Annotated in this window: 18 protein-coding genes; 4 read left to right on the top strand and 14 right to left on the bottom strand. The window is 59.2% G+C overall.

The genetic code is table 11. From position 1 onward, the window contains the following. Positions 1–56: 56 nt before the first annotated feature. Positions 57–824, bottom strand: a complete 768-nt coding sequence (locus AB4O41_RS22665) for a sulfite exporter TauE/SafE family protein (protein WP_460144765.1) — start codon at positions 822–824, stop codon at positions 57–59. Positions 825–924: 100 nt separating this feature from the next. On the opposite strand from AB4O41_RS22665, the gene AB4O41_RS22660 reads away from it, so the two are divergent. The 3 genes from AB4O41_RS22660 to AB4O41_RS22650 all read left to right on the top strand — a co-directional run bounded on the left by AB4O41_RS22660 (position 925) and on the right by AB4O41_RS22650 (position 4,166). Continuing rightward, positions 925–1,875, top strand: coding sequence for a LysR family transcriptional regulator (locus AB4O41_RS22660; protein WP_460144764.1), 951 nt, complete (start codon positions 925–927; stop codon positions 1,873–1,875). 86 nt (positions 1,876–1,961) lie between these two features. After that, positions 1,962–3,341, top strand: a complete 1,380-nt coding sequence (gene xseA / locus AB4O41_RS22655) for an exodeoxyribonuclease VII large subunit (protein ID WP_460144763.1) — start codon at positions 1,962–1,964, stop codon at positions 3,339–3,341. Positions 3,342–3,344: 3 nt separating this feature from the next. Beyond that, the gene (locus AB4O41_RS22650) at positions 3,345–4,166 is read left to right on the top strand and encodes a peptidoglycan DD-metalloendopeptidase family protein (RefSeq protein WP_460144762.1); all 822 of its coding nucleotides are present in this window, start codon (positions 3,345–3,347) and stop codon (positions 4,164–4,166) included. 52 nt (positions 4,167–4,218) lie between these two features. Here AB4O41_RS22650 and AB4O41_RS22645 read toward each other — a convergent pair whose 3' ends face one another. After that, the gene (locus tag AB4O41_RS22645) at positions 4,219–4,575 is read right to left on the bottom strand and encodes a hypothetical protein (RefSeq protein WP_460144761.1); all 357 of its coding nucleotides are present in this window, start codon (positions 4,573–4,575) and stop codon (positions 4,219–4,221) included. Positions 4,576–4,970: 395 nt separating this feature from the next. On the opposite strand from AB4O41_RS22645, the gene leuA reads away from it, so the two are divergent. Further along, positions 4,971–6,650 carry a 2-isopropylmalate synthase gene (gene leuA, locus AB4O41_RS22640; protein WP_367372825.1) on the top strand — a complete coding sequence of 560 codons (1,680 nt, stop codon included), beginning with the start codon at positions 4,971–4,973 and terminating at the stop codon, positions 6,648–6,650. Positions 6,651–6,805: 155 nt separating this feature from the next. Here the strand turns inward: leuA and AB4O41_RS22635 are convergent, their stop codons facing one another. The 12 genes from AB4O41_RS22635 to iscX all read right to left on the bottom strand — a co-directional run bounded on the left by AB4O41_RS22635 (position 6,806) and on the right by iscX (position 18,518). Beyond that, on the bottom strand, positions 6,806–7,597 hold the full coding sequence (locus tag AB4O41_RS22635; RefSeq protein ID WP_217854394.1) for an amidohydrolase: 792 nt from the start codon (positions 7,595–7,597) through the stop codon (positions 6,806–6,808). Next, positions 7,585–8,733, bottom strand: a complete 1,149-nt coding sequence (locus AB4O41_RS22630; RefSeq protein WP_460144760.1) for a pyridoxal phosphate-dependent aminotransferase — start codon at positions 8,731–8,733, stop codon at positions 7,585–7,587. The genes AB4O41_RS22635 and AB4O41_RS22630 overlap by 13 nt, the downstream gene beginning before the upstream one ends. Positions 8,734–8,968: 235 nt before the next feature. Next, positions 8,969–10,438 (bottom strand): ribosome biogenesis GTPase Der, encoded by a 1,470-nt coding sequence (der, locus tag AB4O41_RS22625; RefSeq protein WP_038981746.1) that lies wholly within the window; start codon positions 10,436–10,438, stop codon positions 8,969–8,971. A gap of 135 nt (positions 10,439–10,573) precedes the next feature. After that, complete coding sequence (bamB, locus tag AB4O41_RS22620; RefSeq protein ID WP_095051286.1) at positions 10,574–11,725, bottom strand: outer membrane protein assembly factor BamB; 1,152 nt, start codon at positions 11,723–11,725, stop codon at positions 10,574–10,576. Next, positions 11,718–12,359, bottom strand: coding sequence for a tetratricopeptide repeat protein (locus AB4O41_RS22615; RefSeq protein ID WP_454836105.1), 642 nt, complete (start codon positions 12,357–12,359; stop codon positions 11,718–11,720). Before AB4O41_RS22615 ends, bamB begins: the two co-directional genes overlap by 8 nt. Before the next feature lie 40 nt (positions 12,360–12,399). Further along, positions 12,400–13,689 (bottom strand): histidine--tRNA ligase, encoded by a 1,290-nt coding sequence (gene hisS / locus AB4O41_RS22610; protein ID WP_460144759.1) that lies wholly within the window; start codon positions 13,687–13,689, stop codon positions 12,400–12,402. A gap of 24 nt (positions 13,690–13,713) precedes the next feature. Further along, a complete protein-coding gene (gene ispG / locus AB4O41_RS22605) occupies positions 13,714–14,823 on the bottom strand; it encodes a flavodoxin-dependent (E)-4-hydroxy-3-methylbut-2-enyl-diphosphate synthase (RefSeq protein WP_367372828.1) in 1,110 nt (369 codons plus the stop codon). A 3-nt stretch (positions 14,824–14,826) separates the two neighbouring features. After that, positions 14,827–15,852 carry a RodZ domain-containing protein gene (locus AB4O41_RS22600; protein ID WP_460144758.1) on the bottom strand — a complete coding sequence of 342 codons (1,026 nt, stop codon included), beginning with the start codon at positions 15,850–15,852 and terminating at the stop codon, positions 14,827–14,829. Next, the gene (pilW, locus tag AB4O41_RS22595; RefSeq protein WP_460144757.1) at positions 15,852–16,610 is read right to left on the bottom strand and encodes a type IV pilus biogenesis/stability protein PilW; all 759 of its coding nucleotides are present in this window, start codon (positions 16,608–16,610) and stop codon (positions 15,852–15,854) included. Before pilW ends, AB4O41_RS22600 begins: the two co-directional genes overlap by 1 nt. A gap of 12 nt (positions 16,611–16,622) precedes the next feature. Continuing rightward, complete coding sequence (gene rlmN / locus AB4O41_RS22590; RefSeq protein WP_007903600.1) at positions 16,623–17,771, bottom strand: dual-specificity RNA methyltransferase RlmN; 1,149 nt, start codon at positions 17,769–17,771, stop codon at positions 16,623–16,625. Between the two features lie 28 nt (positions 17,772–17,799). Beyond that, positions 17,800–18,225 carry a nucleoside-diphosphate kinase gene (gene ndk / locus AB4O41_RS22585; RefSeq protein ID WP_007916882.1) on the bottom strand — a complete coding sequence of 142 codons (426 nt, stop codon included), beginning with the start codon at positions 18,223–18,225 and terminating at the stop codon, positions 17,800–17,802. Positions 18,226–18,317: 92 nt separating this feature from the next. Next, entirely contained in the window at positions 18,318–18,518 is a 201-nt protein-coding gene (gene iscX / locus AB4O41_RS22580; RefSeq protein ID WP_007903597.1) for a Fe-S cluster assembly protein IscX, read from the bottom strand. Between the last annotated feature and the right edge of the window lie 10 nt (positions 18,519–18,528).

The raw sequence follows: 18,528 nt of genomic DNA, 5'->3' as shown, positions 1-18,528 counted from the left end.
GCAGGCTCGCTCCCACAGGATTTGCGGCCGGCAGCTTAATCCCTGACGAAATCCGGTCAAGTACTCAAATAGCGCCCGATCAAGGCAATCCCGCTGGCCAGTACCAGCCAGGTCACCAGCCGCACGAATGCCTCGCGGGACAATTGCATGGTCAACCGCCGACCGACCCACAACCCCAGCGCCATCGCCGGCAACAAACACAGCGCCAATACCAACAAGGGTAGCTCGGCATACACACCGGCGATGGCAAACAGGCTCAAACGCACCACGGTGCTGCAACTGATCAGCGCACTCTGGGTTGCCCGGGCCGCATCCTTGGGCAGACGACTGTTCAAATAGATCGCATATAAAAAGCCGCCACTGCCAAACAGCGCCCCGAACATCCCCCCCACCGTGCCCATCGGCACCGCCCACCCGGCAGACAATTGCGCCGGACGGGTTTTAATCCACAGGCTGTAAATTGCATAGGCGCTGATAAACAGCCCCATCAACAGCAGCAAAACATCGGATTTGAGGTTCAGCAGAAATATCACCCCCAACGTGCAGCCCACCGCCATGCACGGCAGCAGCCGCAGCAATTCGGGCCTCGCCACATCCCGTCGCGAGGGCAGCAGATTGCCAAACGCCGCGACGAAATCCAGCAGCACCAGCAGCGGCACGATTTTCGACAGCGGCATAAACAGGATCAGAATCGGCCCGGCCACCAGCGCAGTGCCAAAACCGGCGATACCGAACACGATGTAGGCTAGGGCAACGCCCAACCCGATCACCAGCCAATCCACCGCCCCCCACGGCCATTGGTTTAACAGCTCCAGCACACTCATCGTCACGGCTTCCTTTAATTCCTGTGATGACTTTAGCCAGCGCCGAGCGTTGCGACTAATATCTTCAATGTCGACCACCTATCTCGAAAAGGCATGTCTCGTGCTTTCAACCCGTCAATTGCGCTACTTCGTAGAAATCGCCGAGAGTGGCAGCTTCAGCGCTGCGGCCGAACGTCTGTTTATTGCTCAATCAGCCTTGAGCCGACAGATCAAGGACATGGAAACCCAGCTGCAAACGCCGCTGTTCGAACGTACCGCGCGCCAGCCCCGTTTGACGGCGGCGGGTGAAGCCTTTTTGCCTCGGGCCAGAAACCTGCTGAACGAACTGACCAAGGCCAGCGAAATGGCCACTCAGGTGGGTACCGGTCAACTCGGCGTGTTGCGCCTGAGTCACTCCAGCACTGTGCCCATTAGCGGTCGGCTGCTGCGAGGCATCAGCGTCTATCTGGATCGGCACGCCGGTGTGTCGATGGACATCGTCAAGCTGTCCTCCGAGGCGCAACTGGAAGAATTGGCCGAAGGTCGCCTCGATGTGGGCCTGTTGCGCCTGCCAGTATTGCGTCAGCGTGAAGGGGTGCAGATTGTTCCGCTGTACAGCGAGCGTCTGTTGCTGGCGGTACCGCCGAATCATCGGCTGGCTGTGGATAAGTCCGCGCAAGGCATCGATCTGGCGCAGTTGAAGAATGAAGCGTTTATTTCCATCCCCCATCCACAGCGTGGCGGTCTGAGCTATCTGTCCGCCGAGTTGTGCATGCGCCAGGGTTACTTTCCCCAGGCGGCTCGGGTGGTGTCACGCAAAACCACGCAACTGCAATTGATCCAGGCCGGGTTCGGCATCGCGCTTTTACCGGAATCGATGCAGGACATCGCGCCACCGGATATCCACTTTCTGCCCTTGGCCGACCCGGATTGCCACAGCACCGTCGCCCTTGCCTGTCGGCAGAGTCCCACTGCGCTGGTTCAGCAATTCATCAAAACCTGCACAGATCATTGTGGGAGCGAGCCTGCTCGCGAAGGCGGTGTGACCGTCGACATTAATGTTGAATGTTAATCCGCCTTCGCGAGCAGGCTCGCTCCCACAAGGGATTTGCGTGGACGCATGGAGATTGATCGCCGAATGCCTTTAAACTGCGCCCCATGATTAAAGATCCCTTTGCAAGACTCGGCCTGGACCGGGAAGTCCTGACTGTCAGCCAGCTCAACGGCCGCGCGCGGGTGTTGCTCGAAGACGTGTTCAGCAACATCTGGGTCGAAGGCGAAATCTCCAACCTCGCCCGCCCGGCGTCCGGCCATGTGTATTTCACCCTCAAGGACAGCGGCGCCCAAGTGCGTTGTGCGCTGTTCCGGCAGAACGCCGCGCGGGTTCGCCAGGCGCTGAAGGACGGTTTGGCGGTCAAGGTTCGCGGCAAGGTTTCGCTGTTTGAAGGCCGTGGCGATTACCAACTGATTCTCGACACCGTGGAACCGGCCGGTGACGGCGCCCTGCGCCTGGCGTTCGATGCATTGAAGGAAAAACTCAGCGCCGAAGGCCTGTTCAGCTCCGAGCGTAAAGTGCCGCTGCCGGCGCATCCGCAACGCATCGGCATCATCAGCTCGCCCACCGGCGCGGTGATCCGCGACATCATCAGTGTGTTCCGCCGCCGCGCGCCGCAGATCCAACTGACGCTGATCCCCACCGCCGTGCAAGGCCGCGAAGCCACCGCGCAGATTGTCCGTGCACTGAAACTGGCGGACGCCCGCGGTTTCGACGCGTTGATCCTGGCCCGTGGTGGCGGCTCGCTGGAAGACCTCTGGTGTTTCAACGAAGAAGCCGTGGCCCGCGCCGTGGATGCCTGCGTGACGCCGATTGTCAGCGCCGTCGGCCACGAAACCGACGTGTCGATCAGCGACTTCGTCGCCGACGTCCGCGCCCCGACACCGTCCGCCGCTGCCGAACTGCTCGCGCCGGACTCCAGCGATCTGGTGCGTCGCGTCGAAAGTCTGCACCGACGCCTGGTGATGCGCATCCGCGACCGTTTGATGCGTGACCGGCTGCGTCTGGAAGGCATGGCCCGGCGCCTGCGTCATCCCGGCGAACGACTGCGTCAGCAAGCACAACGTCTGGATGATCTGGACATGCGTATGCGCCGCGCCTTCGAACGCAGCCTCAATACCCGTCGCGAACGTTTGATCCGTCTGGAAACCCGCCTCGCCGGGCAACATCCCGGGCGACAACTGGCAATGCTTCGCCAGCGCCTCGACAGCCTCGCCGAGCGCCTGCCCCGGGCCATGCGTGAAGGTCTTAAATCCCGTCGCCTGCAACTGCAAAGTCAGATGCAGACGCTACATGTGGTCAGCCCCTTGGCGACCCTCGCGCGTGGCTACAGCATTCTGCTGGACGAGCGCGGCAACGCGATTCGCAGCGCCGCGCAGACCCATACCGGCCAGCGCCTGAAAGCCAAACTGGGCGAAGGCGAACTGCAAGTGCGCGTCGAAGACAATCACCTGACGCCTGTCACCCTTTCTCTACTGGATTGATCCATGCCGCGTTTTTTAGCTCCGCTGCTGTTGCTGTGCCTGACCTTTAACGCCCACGCCGACAGTTACATCAGCCGCCTGTTGAACAAACCGGTGCCGGGTGGCGTGGCGGTGGTGGATCTGGGCAGCTCCGCCCAGGCCCCCAAAGCCAGCTATCAAGGCAAACCGGTATTGGTGATCAAGGAACAGAACAACTGGCTGGCCATTGTCGGCGTGCCGCTGACTGTCAAACCGGGCAGCCAATCGCTTAGCAGTGATGGTCGCAACCTGAGCTTCACCGTCGGCGGCAAGAAATACCCGGAACAGCACATCACCCTGAAAAATACGCAGCAGGTCAATCCGAACCCGGAGAATCTCAAGCGCATCGAGGGTGAGCTGGCGGAGCAGATCCAGGCCTACCGCAGCTTCAGCCCGAACACCCCGAGCAATCTGCTGCTGGACAAACCGGTCAACGGGCCGCTGTCGAGCAAGTTTGGCGTGCGCCGCTTTTTCAATGGCGAAGAACGCAATCCCCACGCCGGCCTCGACTTCGCGGTGCCTGCTGGCACGCCGATCAAAACCCCGGCCGCTGGCAAGGTGATTCTGATCGGTAACTACTTCTTCAACGGCAATACGGTGTTCGTCGACCACGGCCAGGGCTTTATCAGCATGTTTTGCCACATGTCGAAGATCGACGTGAAAGTTGGGCAACAATTGGCGCGTGGTGGCGTGGTCGGGAAAGTCGGCTCCACCGGGCGCGCGACCGGGCCGCATATGCACTGGAACATCAGCCTGAATGATGCGCGGGTGGATCCGGCGATTTTTATTGGGGCGTTTCAGCCTTAAATAGTTGTTGAGGCTGATGGCCTGCTCGCGAAGGCGGCCTCATTGGCGCCGCTTATTCCGCCTCAAGGTCCTCAATCCCGTGGACCTCCCTATGCGCCAGACACTCCTTGATCCGAGTCCGGGTTTCCTCCGAGAAACCAGCCAATTCTTCAGATGTGATCAGCTCATGAGTACACAGTCCCAGCAAGTGAGCAGGCGCCTCATTTCGTGAGTGACGAAAAACGCCAAACGCCCAATACAGCTCTTTTTGCCCGGCCTTCAGCAGTTCTTCACTGGCTTCAATACGTTCATAAGGCGCCAGGCTTTTATCCAGCACCGTACGCTCGACCGCCTCCATGATCCGGATACACATCCGCTCATGGGCTACCGGACGCAATGCGCTATAGAGCTTCCAATCCGACTCGTTCATTGCCAACCCCCGCTTTCTGGTCGTCTGGTTGAGGCTTTAAGAATAGCTGTGTCGACCGAACTGCAATCGCCAACCTTCAATTGCGCATCGCTCAAACCTCGCGCAAACATCAACACAATCCCGATCATTTACCGCAACAAAACCTCAATAAACTCGACTTTTCGAGTATTCCTCTCAATTTTTTTCGACTGCTTGCCATCCTTCACCCCCGCGGTTAGGGTTGAAGGCATGAAAACCTCTCACACCCTCATTCAGCTTCGCCAGCACCGCAGCCTGTGCCTCGTCAGTGCACGACTGCCAGGCTGAATCGCGGTGCCTCGTCTTACGCTTTACCCCCAGAACATTTGATCCACCGGCAGGCCGCCTTTTTCGGCCCACACAATAAGGATTTCCCGATGAGCATGCTCAAAGACCCGTCTTCGAAATACCGCGCGTTCCCGACCATCGACATCCCGGACCGCACCTGGCCATCGAAGACCATCACCGCAGCGCCGATCTGGTGCAGCTCGGACCTTCGTGACGGCAACCAGTCGCTGATCGAGCCCATGGACGCGGTCAAGAAGCTGCGTTTCTGGAAAACCCTGGTGCAAGTCGGCGTGAAAGAAATCGAAGCCTCGTTCCCGGCCGCCTCGCAGACTGACTTCGACTTCGTGCGCACCCTGATCGAAGACGGCCACATCCCGGACGACACCACCATTCAGGTGCTGACCCAGGGCCGTGAAGACTTGATCGCACGTACCTTCGAGTCCCTGCGCGGTGCCAAGAAGGCCATCGTTCACCTGTACAACGCGACCTCCCCTTCCTTCCGCCGCATTGTCTTCAACCAGGACAAAGACGGAATCAAGGCCATCGCCGTGAACGCCGCCAAGCTGTTCGTCAAATACGCCGCCCAGCAGCCGGAAACCGAGTGGACCTTCGAGTACTCGCCAGAAACCTTCAGCGCCACCGAACTGGAATTCGCCAAAGAAGTCTGCGACGCGGTCATCGACGTGTGGAACCCGACGCCTGAGCACAAGGTGATCCTCAACCTGCCTGCCACCGTCGAATGCGCCACCCCGAACATCTATGCCGACCAGATCGAATGGTTCGGCCGCCACATCAACCGTCGTGACAGCGTGATCATCAGCCTGCACACCCACAACGACCGTGGCACTGGCGTAGCCGCCACCGAGCTGGGCCTGATGGCCGGCGCCGACCGTGTCGAAGGCTGCCTGTTCGGCAACGGCGAGCGGACCGGTAACGTCGACCTGGTGACCGTGGCATTGAACCTCTACACCCAGGGCATCCACCCTGAACTGGACTTTTCCGATATCGACGGCGTGCGCAAAGTCGTCGAAGAATGCAACCAGATCCAGGTGCACCCACGTCACCCGTATGTCGGCGACCTGGTACACACCGCGTTCTCCGGTTCCCACCAGGATGCGATCCGCAAGGGCTTCTCCCAGCAGAAACCGGACGCCCTGTGGGAAGTGCCATACTTGCCGATCGACCCGGCCGACATCGGTCGCAGCTACGAGGCGGTGATTCGCGTCAACAGCCAGTCGGGCAAGGGCGGTATCGCTTATCTGCTGGAACAGGAATACGGCATCAACTTGCCGCGCCGCATGCAGATCGAGTTCAGCCAGGTCGTGCAGCGTGAAACTGATCGCCTGGGCCTGGAGATGACAGCCCAGCAGATCCACGCATTGCTGCACAGCGAGTACTTGCAGGCCAACACCCCGTATGCGCTGGTCAGCCATCGCTTGCAGGAAGAAAACGGTCACAGCGCCGTGGAAGTGGAAGTCTCCAGCAAAGGTCAGGGCGAAACCAACCTGCACTGGCGTGGCAAAGGCAACGGCGCCCTGGAAGCGCTGGTGGCCGGCCTGCCGATTCCGGTGGAAATCATGGACTACAACGAACACGCCATCGGCGCGGGCACCAATGCCAAGGCTGCGGCCTACATTGAACTGCGGGTGAATGGTGAGCGTGCGGTGCACGGCGTCGGTATCGATGAAAACATCACCACCGCCAGCTTCAAGGCGTTGTTCAGCGCGCTGAACCGTTCCCTGAGCCAGCCGGAAGCGAAAGCGGCGTAAAGAGCCCTGCGCTGCAATGCAAAAGGCCCCGGGGTGTGAACCTCGGGGCCTAATCGTTCCCACGCTCTGCGTGGGAATGCCTCAAGGGACGCTCCGCGTCCAGTGACGCGGAGCGTCACGGGCAGCATTCCCACGCAGAGCGTGGGAACGATCTGTTACGTGAACTCGAAGGTATCCGCATCCAGATTCGCCGGAAACCGTGCGCGATAGGCCGCCAGCTCCGCCGCGTCCAGAACGACCTTGAAGACCCCATCGGCATCGCCTGCGCTGAGCAACGTCTCACCCTGAAAATCCAGGACCTGACTGTCACCGGTATACGCAAAGCCTTTGCCATCGGTACCAATGCGGTTCACCGCCGCCACGTAGCAGAGGTTTTCGATCCCCCGTGCCGGCAGCAAACGGTTCCAGTGCTGACGCCGGGCGCCCGGCCAATTGGCGGTGTACAACAGCAAATCGGTATCTTGCGGGTCGCGGCTCCAGACCGGGAAACGCAGGTCGTAGCAAATCAGCGGCCGTACTCGCCAACCCTTCAATTCGAACTGCACCTGACGCTCGCCCGGGGTGAAATGGTTGTGCTCGCCCGCCATGCGGAACAGGTGACGCTTGTCGTAGTGCCACACCTCCCCGTCCGGCCGCGCCCACAACAGACGATTGCGATGGCTGCCGTCAGCCACCTGGACGATGATGCTGCCAGTGATTACCGCATCCAGTTTCGCCGCCTGAACCCGCAACCATTTACTGGTAGGGCCATTTTCCGGCTCGGCGAGGGTTTCCGATTCCATGGAGAAACCGGTGGTGAACATCTCCGGCAGGATGATCAGGTCCGCGCCGCGAGCCTGTTCCAGCAAGGGCTCGAAATGCTGCAGATTGGCCTGACGATCATGCCAGGCCAGGGTGGTCTGGATCAGCGCGACATTCAGATTGGGCAGAGCACTCAGATCACGCATAGTTTTGCCGCTGCTTCACGCAGGGTCTCCTCGCGTTTGGCAAAGCACAGGCGCACCAGGCGCTGGCCTTCGGGTGGCGTCTGGTAGAACACCGAGATCGGGATACTCGCGACGCCATGTTCGCGGGTCATCCACAGCGCCATCTCGACGTCATTGAGGTCCGGGCGAATCTGCGAGTAATCGACCAGCTGGAAGTAGGTACCAGCCACGCGAGTAAAACTGAAACGCGACGGCGTCAGCAGATCGCAGAACAGATCGCGCTTGGCCTGATAGAAGTCCGGCAACTCTTCGACGTGTTCCGGGTGTTCGGCCATGTAATCGGCCAACGCGTATTGCAACGGCGTCACGCCGCAGAAACTGACGTACTGGTGAACCTTGCGCAGCTCCGCGGTAAGGGCTGGCGGAGCCACCACATAACCGGTTTTCCAACCGGTGACGTGGTAAGTCTTGCCGAATGAACTGACCACAAATGCGCGCTGATAGAGTTCTTCGTGGGCCAATACGCTGACGTGAGGCACACCGTCGAACACCAAGTGCTCGTAGACCTCATCACTGATCACATAGATATCGCGGTCGCGGATCAACGCCGCCAGTTGATCCAGTTCGGCACGGCTGATCAGTGCGCCGCTAGGATTGTGCGGGGTGTTAAGAATGATCATCCGCGTACGCGGGCTCAGCGCCTCGGCAAGCTTCTGGAAGTCGATGCTGAAATCGTTGAGGCCCAGTTGCACATGCACGCAACGGCCGCCGGCCAGCTCCACCGAAGGTTCATAACTGTCATAGGCCGGATCAAACACGATGACTTCGTCACCGCTGTGGATCACCGCCTGAATGGCGCAGAAGATCGCCTGAGTCGCGCCGGGAGTGACCGTCACTTCGCTGTCGGCATCGACATGGGCGCCGTAGCTGCGAGCGATCTTCGCCGCAATCTGCTGACGCAACACTGGCAGGCCAGTCATTGGCGAATACTGGTTGTGCCCACTGGCGATATGCCGACCGACTGCATCGCGCAGGGCCTGCGGGCCGTCGAAATCGGGAAACCCCTGAGACAGATTGATCGCCCCGGTTTGCGCCGCGAGCTGAGACATCTGCGTGAAGATGGTGATGCCGACATTCGGCAGCTTACTGGTGATCATCGATGATTCCCTGCGCTACACCCGGCTCTAACGGCGGCACGGGAGAGCCCGAGGATAGCCCAAACGGCGCCCATAAAAAAAGGGCGCCCATGGGCACCCCTCTTTAATTTGATCGTTCCCACGCTCCGGCGTGGGAATGCATCCCGTGACGCTCTGCGTCACATTCGCGGTGGACGCAGAGCGCCCATGGCAGCATTCCCACGCAGAGCGTGGGAACGATCAATATCCACCTGAATCAGCGCTTGTCGCGGCGCTTTTTGTCGGCCTTCTTGTGGTGCGACATCATGCGACGCTTCTTGTTGACCTGACGGTCGGTGAGCGAATTCTTGTTGCCTTCGTACGGGTTCTCGCCGCCCTTGAACTCAATACGGATCGGAGTACCGACCAGCTTCAAGACACGACGGTAGGTGTTTTCCAGGTAACGGACGTAAGACTTCGGAACCTTCTCGATCTGGTTACCGTGGATCACGATGATCGGCGGGTTGGCACCACCCAAGTGGGCATAACGCAGTTTGATCCGGCGGTTGTTGACCATCGGTGGCGCGTGCTCGCCGACCGCATCTTCCAGAATCTGGGTCAGGCGGTTGGTCGGCCAGCGGGTGACCGCGGACTTGAACGAGTTCTGTACCGACGCGTAGAGGTTGCCTACGCCAGTGCCGTGCAGCGCCGAGATGAAGTGGATGTCAGCGTAGTCAACGAAGAACAGTCGACGTTGCAGTTCGACCTTCACGAAGTCGCGCTCGCTCGGCGTCATGCCGTCCCACTTGTTGATCGCGATCACCAGCGCACGACCCGATTCAATGGCGAAGCCGAGCAGGTTGAGGTCGTGGTCGACCACGCCTTCGCGGGCGTCCATCACGAAGATCACCACGTTGGCGTCTTTGATCGCTTGCAGCGTTTTGACCACGGAGAACTTCTCGACTTCTTCGTGGATCTTGCCGCGCTTGCGCACACCGGCGGTGTCGATCAGCGTGTACTTCTCGTCGTTACGTTCGAACGGGATGTAGATGCTGTCGCGGGTGGTGCCGGGCTGGTCATAAACGATAACCCGGTCTTCACCGAGCATGCGGTTGACCAGGGTCGACTTGCCGACGTTCGGGCGGCCGATGATGGCGATCTTGATACCGTCTTTTTCGCTTGGGCCAGGAATGCGCTTGGCTTCCTCACCTTCGGCAACGATCTCTTCTTCGCCTTCTTCCGGTTCTTCTTCGTCTTTCGGGAAGTCGCTCAGGGCGATTTCCAGCATCTGGGTGATGCCACGACCATGAGCGCCGGCGATCGGGATCGCGTGGCCCATGCCCAACGGGGCGAATTCGGCGCGGGCCATTTCAGGGTCGATGTTGTCGACCTTGTTGGCAACCACGTAAGAACGCTTGTTACGCTTGCGCAAGTGCTCGGCGATCATCTGGTCGGCCGCGGTGAAACCGGCCTTGGCATCTACCAGGAATAGAACGACATCCGCTTCTTCAATAGCCAGCAGCGACTGCTCGGCCATTTTTTCGTCCATACCGTGCTCGTCACCGGAGATACCGCCGGTGTCGACCAGAATGTAGGAACGCCCTTGCCACTTGGCCTCACCGTACTGGCGATCACGGGTCAGACCGGACAAGTCGCCGACGATGGCGTCGCGAGTCCTGGTCAGGCGGTTGAACAAGGTGGACTTGCCGACGTTCGGTCGGCCCACCAGGGCGATTACGGGAACCATGCGGCTCTCCACTTCGTTATTTCAGAAAATACAAAAGCCGCTGCGAGGCAGCGGCTGGTGCTCGGGGCAGCGCCTGTAAGCGCTGCGAGCCCCGCAGAACGGGGCCGCTTGGGGGTTAAACCCCAAGCATAGTCTTTACTTAATGGTCAGGGCTTCCAGTTTGCCACTGTTGCCATACAGATAAATCGTGTCACCCACCACCAGCGGACGGGCACGCAGGCCGTCACTGTCGATGCGCTCGCGGCCGACGAAACGACCGTCCACCTGACTCAGCAGGTGCAGGTAACCTTCCATATCACCGACTGCAACATAGCTGGAGAACACTTCCGGAGCCGACAGTTGACGGCGGGCCAGCGAATCGTTGCTCCACAAAGCAGTGGTAGAACGTTCGTCGACGCCTTCAACGGTGCCTGCAGACAGGCTCACGTAGACGCTGCCAAAACCCTGGGCAACGCCGGCATAGCTGGAAGCATCACGCTGCCAGAGTTGACGACCGCTTTCCAGGTCCAGTGCCGCGACGCGCCCCTGGTAGCTGGCGACATACAGCGTACCGCCGGACAGCAGCAAGCCACCGTCGATATCGACCACACGCTCGAGCTCCGAACGACCTTGTGGAATCGCTACGCGTTGTTCCCACACCGGCACACCGTTGGAAACATCCAGAGCGACTACTTTACCAGTCGACAGGCCAGCCACCGCGAGGCGATTGGTGACGATCGGTGCGCTGGTGCCGCGCAGGGTCAGAACCGCTGGCGTGCTGTCATACAACCAGCGCTGGTTGCCGGTAGCGGCATCCAGACCGATCAGACGGTCATCCTGAGTCTGAACCACAACAACATCACCATTGGTGGCCGGCGGCGCGAGCACTTCACTGGTCACGCGAGCGCGCCATTTCTCTTCACCGCTGCTGGCGTCCAGGGCAACGATTTCACCCTTGATCGTGCCGATCATGACCAGACCATAACCCACGCCAACGGCGCCGGAGACAGGCAGTTCAAGATCTTTCTTCCATTTGACGTCGCCATTGCTGCGATCCATCGCCATCACCACACCGGTGACGTCAGCGGCATAGATGGTATCGCCATCGATCGCCGGAACCAGCATGTTGTAGGTTTCGCCCTGACCATCACCGATCGAACGACTCCACTGCTTTTGCAGAACCACTTCTTCTTTGAAGTCGGTCAACTCGGCCGGTGGCAATTCTTTTTTACTGTTGCTGCTGCAACCCGCGGCCAATATGGCCAGAGCCAGCAATGCTGCATGTTTCCAACGGATCACGTCACGCATCCCCTTTGGCCAGGTCGTCCAGCTTGATTTGTAGGCCACCGACCGCCGCTTCATCCGACAGTGCCGCCTTGGCTTTTTGATACGCCGTGTTCGCTTCGTCGGTACGACCCAACTGCACCAGCAGGTCGCCTTTGAGTTCTTCGCGAGTAGCCAGGAAAGCCTTGTCGGCATCGCCTTCGAGCAGTTTCAGGGCTTCATCGACCTTGTTCTGCGCGGCCAGTACCTGCGCCAGACGCTGACGAGCAATTTCGCCGAGTGCCGGGTTGGCCGGTTTGGCGACAATGGCTTTCAACTCGCTGGCTGCGTCGTCGAGCTTGGCGCTGTCGACCGCAACTTTCGCCACGAACAGGCTGCCATATTGCGCGTAAGCGGTGCCGCCGAACTCGCTGTTGAGCTTGCCAGCCAGATCCGAAACACGCGCAGCATCAGGCTTGCCATCAGGTGTCAGCGTGGTTTCGAGCAATTGCTGATAGAGCATCGAGGCGCCTTGCGACTGATTGCTCTGATACTTCTGAAAGGCCTGCCAGCCGAACACGATGACCAGCGCCAACAGGCCGCCAGTGACCAGGGGCTTGCCGTTGCGTGTCCACCAGTCCTTCAACTCCGCCAGATGTTCGTCTTCGGTACTCGACACCCCAATACTCCTTAATCGCTAAATCGGCTGTTTGACAGCTTCAACCCTGCACGACGCAGGTGGCCAGGTGTGCAGCAAGCGCATCCCAGGCAATGCTTTGTTGTTCGCCCTGGCCACGCAGGGGTTTGAAACCTACCACTTGCTGGGCCATTTCGTCGTCACCGAGGATCAATGCGTACAGCGCACCGCTCTTGTCGGCTTTCTTGAACTGGCTTTTGAAGCTGCCGGCGCCGGCATTGACTTGCAGGCGCAGGTTGGGCAATTGATCACGAACACGCTCGCTCAGGGCCAGACCGGCCAACTCGGCGGCTTCACCGAAGGCGCAGAGGTAGACATCGACCTGACGGGAGATTTCTTCGGGAATCTGCTCCAGGGTTTCAAGCAGCAGCACCAGACGCTCGATGCCCATGGCGAAGCCAACGCCCGTGGTCGGCTTGCCGCCCATCTGCTCCACCAGACCGTCGTAACGACCACCGGCACACACGGTGCCCTGGGCGCCCAGCTTGTCGGTGACCCATTCAAAAACGGTCTTGCTGTAGTAATCCAGCCCGCGAACCAGCTTCGGGTTGATTACATAAGGAATGCCGGCGGCGTCCAGACGAGCCTTGAGGCCCTCGAAGTGCACGCGGGATTCTTCGTCGAGGTAGTCGGCCATCTTTGGCGCGTCGGCCAACGCCGCTTGAGTGTCGGGGTTCTTGGTATCCAGAACCCGCAGCGGGTTGGTCTTCAGACGGCGCTGGCTGTCTTCGTCCAGTTGATCCAGGCGAGCGGACAGGTATTCGACCAGTGCTTCACGATAACGACCACGGGACTCGCTGGTGCCCAGACTGTTGAGTTCGAGCTTGACCGCATCGCGGATACCCAGCTCGCCCCACAGGCGCCAGGTCAGCACGATCAGTTCGGCGTCGATGTCCGGACCGTCGAGGTTGAAGACTTCGCAACCGATCTGGTGGAACTGGCGATAACGACCTTTCTGTGGACGTTCGTGACGGAACATCGGGCCGATGTACCAGAGTTTCTGCACTTGGCCGCCGCCGGTGATGCCGTGCTCGAGCACCGCACGCACGCAGGCCGCTGTGCCTTCAGGGCGCAGGGTCAGAGAATCGCCGTTGCGGTCGTCGAAGGTGTACATCTCTTTTTCGACGATGTCGGTCACTTCACCGATGGAGCGTTTGAACAGCTCGGTGAACTCGACGATCGGCATGCGAATCTGCTTGTAACCGTAGTTATCCAGCAAACGCGAAACAGTGCCCTCGAAATGACGCCACAGGGGAGTCTGTTCGGGCAGGATGTCGTTCATGCCACGAATGGCTTGCAGAGACTTGCTCACTTTAAATCCTTAAATTCGTTCGACTTAGCCGCGCGCAATGACTGCTGCGTCAGCTTCGACCTTTTCGGCCGCTTTCTGGCGGATCAAGCGTTCAAGCTCATCCACCAGATTGTCATTAGTCAGTTTCTGCGCCGGCTTGCCGTCGATGTAAATCAGGTTTGGCGTACCGCCGGTCAAGCCGATATGGGCTTCCTTGGCTTCGCCCGGCCCGTTGACCACGCAACCGATCACCGCGACATCCAGCGGCACCAGCAGGTCTTCGAGGCGCCCTTCCAGCTCGTTCATGGTTTTGACCACATCGAAGTTCTGCCGCGAGCAGCTCGGGCAGGCGATGAAATTGATGCCACGGGAACGCAGGTGCAGGGATTTGAGAATGTCGTAGCCGACTTTCACTTCCTCGACCGGGTCGGCCGCCAACGAGATGCGAATAGTATCGCCAATCCCTTCGGCGAGCAGCATACCGAGGCCCACGGCGGATTTCACCGTGCCTGAGCGCAAACCACCGGCTTCAGTGATGCCCAAGTGCAACGGCTGGACGATTTCCTTGGCCAGCAAACGGTAGGCTTCAACGGCCATGAACACGTCGGAGGCTTTCACGCTGACCTTGAAGTCCTGGAAATTCAGGCGCTCGAGGTGTTCAACGTGACGCAAGGCGGACTCGACCAGCGCAGCGGGAGTCGGCTCGCCATATTTCTTTTGCAGGTCTTTTTCCAGGGAACCGGCGTTGACGCCGATGCGGATCGGAATCCCGCGATCACGGGCGGCATCGACCACCGCACGCACGCGGTCTTCACGACCGATGTTGCCCGGGTTGATCCGCAGGCAATCGACGCCCAGTTCGGCTACGCGCAAAGCGATCTTGTAGTCGAAGTGGATGTCGGCCACCAATGGCACTTTGACCAACTGCTTGATCTTGCCGAAGGCTTCGGCGGCGTCCATGTCCGGCACGGAAATCCGTACGATATCGACGCCAGCGGCTTCCAGACGATTGATCTGGGCCACGGTGGCGGCCACGTCATTAGTGTCGCTGTTGGTCATGCTCTGCACAGCGATAGGCGCATCGCCGCCCACGGGCACGTTACCGACCCAGATCTTGCGGGATTCGCGACGTTTGATTGGAGATTCGCCGTGCATGACTTATTGACCCAACTTCAGGCGAGCAGTCTCGCCACTGGTGAACGGAGCGACATCAACCACCTGCCCGTTGTAGCTGATCTGCGCGCCACGGGCGAAGCCCAGACGTACGGAAAAAGGTGGCTTGCCGCTGACAGTAACATTTTCGCCTTTACGCTTGAGACCACTCAACAGCACCTTGCCGGTGCCATCAGTCACTTGCGTCCAGCAATCGGCAGTGAATTGCAGTTGAACCTGGCCTTGGCCGGCCACCGGAGTTGCCGGAACTGAAGCCGGGGCGGTCGGAGCAATCGGGGCTGTGATAACCGGTGCCGGTACAGCGGGAACAGCCGGGGCTGGTGTCGCCGGTGTCGCAACAACCGGAGCAGCGCTGTGGGCCGCAGGCGTTACTGCTGGAGCCGCTGGCGCTGGAACCGGTGCGCTCGTTTCGGCACTGACTGGCTCCTCGACCGAAGTTTCGGCCTGAGGCAGCGCAAGAGGCGTTTCACCTTCAGCCTGACCTTGTGCAACGGCCTGATCTTCCGGCTCGTCCAGTGGATGGATCTGAGTGGTGCCGTCGGCGCCTTCGACTTCAACGTGTTCGGGAGCCAGGCCAACCAGATCCTTGGTGCGCAATGAGGTTTGATCCTGCCACCAGACAAAACCACCGCCAATCACCGCGAGCAGCAACAGCAGGCTGACAATTCGCAAAATGGTGTGGGAAACCCGTACCGGCTCTTCGATACGACCCAGGCTGTGAACGTTGCTGCCCTGGGAGTCGGTACCGGTGGATTGGTCGAACTGCTGGACCAGAACGGCTTGGTCCATGCCGAGCAATTTGGCATACGCGCGAATATAGCCACGAGCAAAGGTATGCCCAGGCAGCTTGTCGAAAGCGCCGGCTTCCAAGTTACTCAGGGAATTGACGGTGAGGTTGAGCTTGAGGGCCACTTCGGCCAGCGACCAGCCATTGCTTTCGCGGGCCTGGCGCAAAGTCTCACCGGGGTTAACGCGATTCGCTGCTACAACTTCGGGATGCGCCGCTTTCATCATTGCTCCGACAGGTATTGCTGATATTCCGGCGTACCGGGATAGAGTCGTTTTAATTGCAGGCCAAAACTGGCGGCCTTGTCGCGATCTTCGAACACTGTTGCCAGCCGAATGCCGAGCAACAGACTACGTGCATTTTGTTCGGTGAGCAGGCTAAAACGGTCGTAATAGTCACGCGCGGGCACATAATGCCTGTCTTCGTAAGACAACTCAGCCATTTCCAGCAATGCACGTGGCTGTTGGCGATTCAAACGCAGGGCTTTTTCCAGTTGCTGGCGGGCCAGATCACGCTGACCAAGCTTTGAAGCGGTCATGCCCAGGTTTTCGAAAACCCGTGAACGCTCAGGATACAGGGTATCGGCAGCGGCCTGTTCGAAGCGTTCATACGCCTCTTTGTAACGTTTCTCTTCGAAAAGAAAACTGCCGTAGTTATTCAGGATTCGCGCATCGGCGGGACGAGAAGACAGCGCTTTGCGAAAATGCTGATCGGCCAGTTCCGGCTCCATCTCGGCCTGAAACACCAGCCCCAGAGCCGCGTTGGCGTCAGGATCCGAGCTATCCAGGTCCAAAGCCTTCTTCAACGGGACTTTGGCCCGTTCGGTCATGCCTTGCTGCAGATACCCCAGGCCCAGCTGCACGTAGGCGGCACGCGCTTCATCACGGCCCTTGCTGGTCTTCATCGGATTGAAGTCGCCCGACAGGACACAACCAGCACAGAGGCTGGCCAACAGCACAAGCAGCGCGAAGCGCAGGGACATAGAGATCCTCTCTTAATTATTGTTCGCGGCGTTTGTTGCGATATCGTTTTCGGCGCTCAACTCACGCACGGCGATATAACGTTCGCTGCGACGGGTGCGATCCAGCACCTGCCCTACCAATTGGCCACACGCGGCATCGATGTCTTCACCGCGGGTGGTGCGTACGGTGACATTGAAGCCTGCATGGTGAAGCTGATCCTGGAACCGGCGAATCGCGTTGTTGCTCGGGCGCTCGTAACCGGAATGCGGGAACGGGTTGAACGGAATCAAGTTGATCTTGCACGGGATGTTCTTGAGCAACTCGATCATCTCAACGGCATGTTCAACCTTGTCGTTGATGTCCTTGAGCAAAGTGTACTCGATGGTCAGCACGCGCTTTTCGCCCAGGGACGACATGTAGCGCTGGCACGACTCGAGCAGCATCTTAAGCGGATATTTCTTGTTGATCGGCACCAATTGGTTACGCAATGCGTCGTTTGGTGCATGCAGCGACAACGCCAGGGACACGTCGATGTGCTTGGACAGCTCATCGATCATCGGCACCACGCCCGAAGTGGACAGGGTTACGCGGCGCTTGGAGATCCCGTAGCCCAGGTCATCCATCATCAGATGCATGGCGGCCACGACGTTGTCGAAGTTCAGCAGCGGCTCACCCATGCCCATCATCACCACGTTGGTGATGGCACGGTCGGCGGTCGCCGGGATGCTGCCGAACGATTTGTTGGCAATCCACACCTGACCGATCACTTCGGCGGCGGTGAGGTTGCTGTTGAAACCTTGCTTGCCGGTGGAGCAGAAACTGCAATCCAGGGCACAGCCTGCCTGGGACGAAACGCACAGAGTGCCGCGTTTGCCCTGGGGAATGTACACGGTCTCGACGCAGCTACCGGACGCCACGCGCACCACCCACTTACGGGTGCCATCGGTGGAGATGTCCTCGCTGACCACTTCGGGGCCGCGGACTTCAGCAATGGCCTTGAGCTTGTCGCGCAAAGCCTTGCTGACGTTCGTCATGGCGTCGAAATCATCAACGCCAAGGTGGTGAATCCATTTCATTACCTGACCGGCACGGAAACGCTTCTCCCCGATTGAGTCGAAGAATTTTTCCATTTCCTGTTGAGTCAGACCCAGCAGGTTGGTTTTTACAGTCGATGTAGTCATGGATTCACCTTCACTCTCAAGCCAATGCTTAGCGAGTGGTTACTTCAGTAGCTGCGAAGAAGTACGAGATTTCGCGAGCAGCAGCGGCTTCGGAGTCCGAACCGTGTACAGCGTTGGCGTCGATGGAATCAGCGAAGTCAGCGCGGATGGTGCCGGCAGCAGCTTCTTTAGGGTTGGTAGCGCCCATCAGCTCACGGTTCAGAGCGATAGCGTTTTCGCCTTCCAGAACCTGAACGACAACCGGACCGGAGATCATGAAAGCAACCAGGTCGCCGAAGAAACCACGAGCGCTGTGCTCAGCGTAGAAGCCTTCAGCTTCAGCTTTGGACAGTTGCTTCAGTTTCGAAGCTACAACGCGCAGGCCAGCTTTTTCGAAACGAGTGGTGATCTCGCCGATAACGTTTTTTGCAACAGCGTCAGGCTTGATGATGGAGAAAGTACGTTGAACAGCCATGGTGTAACTCCAGAAACGGTAATTTGCGAAAAATTAAACCCGCGAATTATACGCGGGTTCTTGGGTATTGCCTAACTGCGTACGGTGCAGACTCAGTCTGCTTCTTCGATCCAGGCGGCCTGAATGGCTTCAAGCACCTTCTCGCCACCGCGGGTCGGATCATCACTGAACTCCGGCAATGCCAGCACCCATTGGTGCAGATCGACGAAGTTCACGTATCGCGGATCCACTTCCGGCCTGGATTCAGCCAGCTGGATCGCGATTTCAAGCACATCAACCCATTTCAGACTCATGTCGGTTCCT

Source organism: Pseudomonas sp. S2_A02, from assembly GCF_054668495.1.
This window is presented reverse-complemented; position numbering and strand designations above follow the sequence as displayed.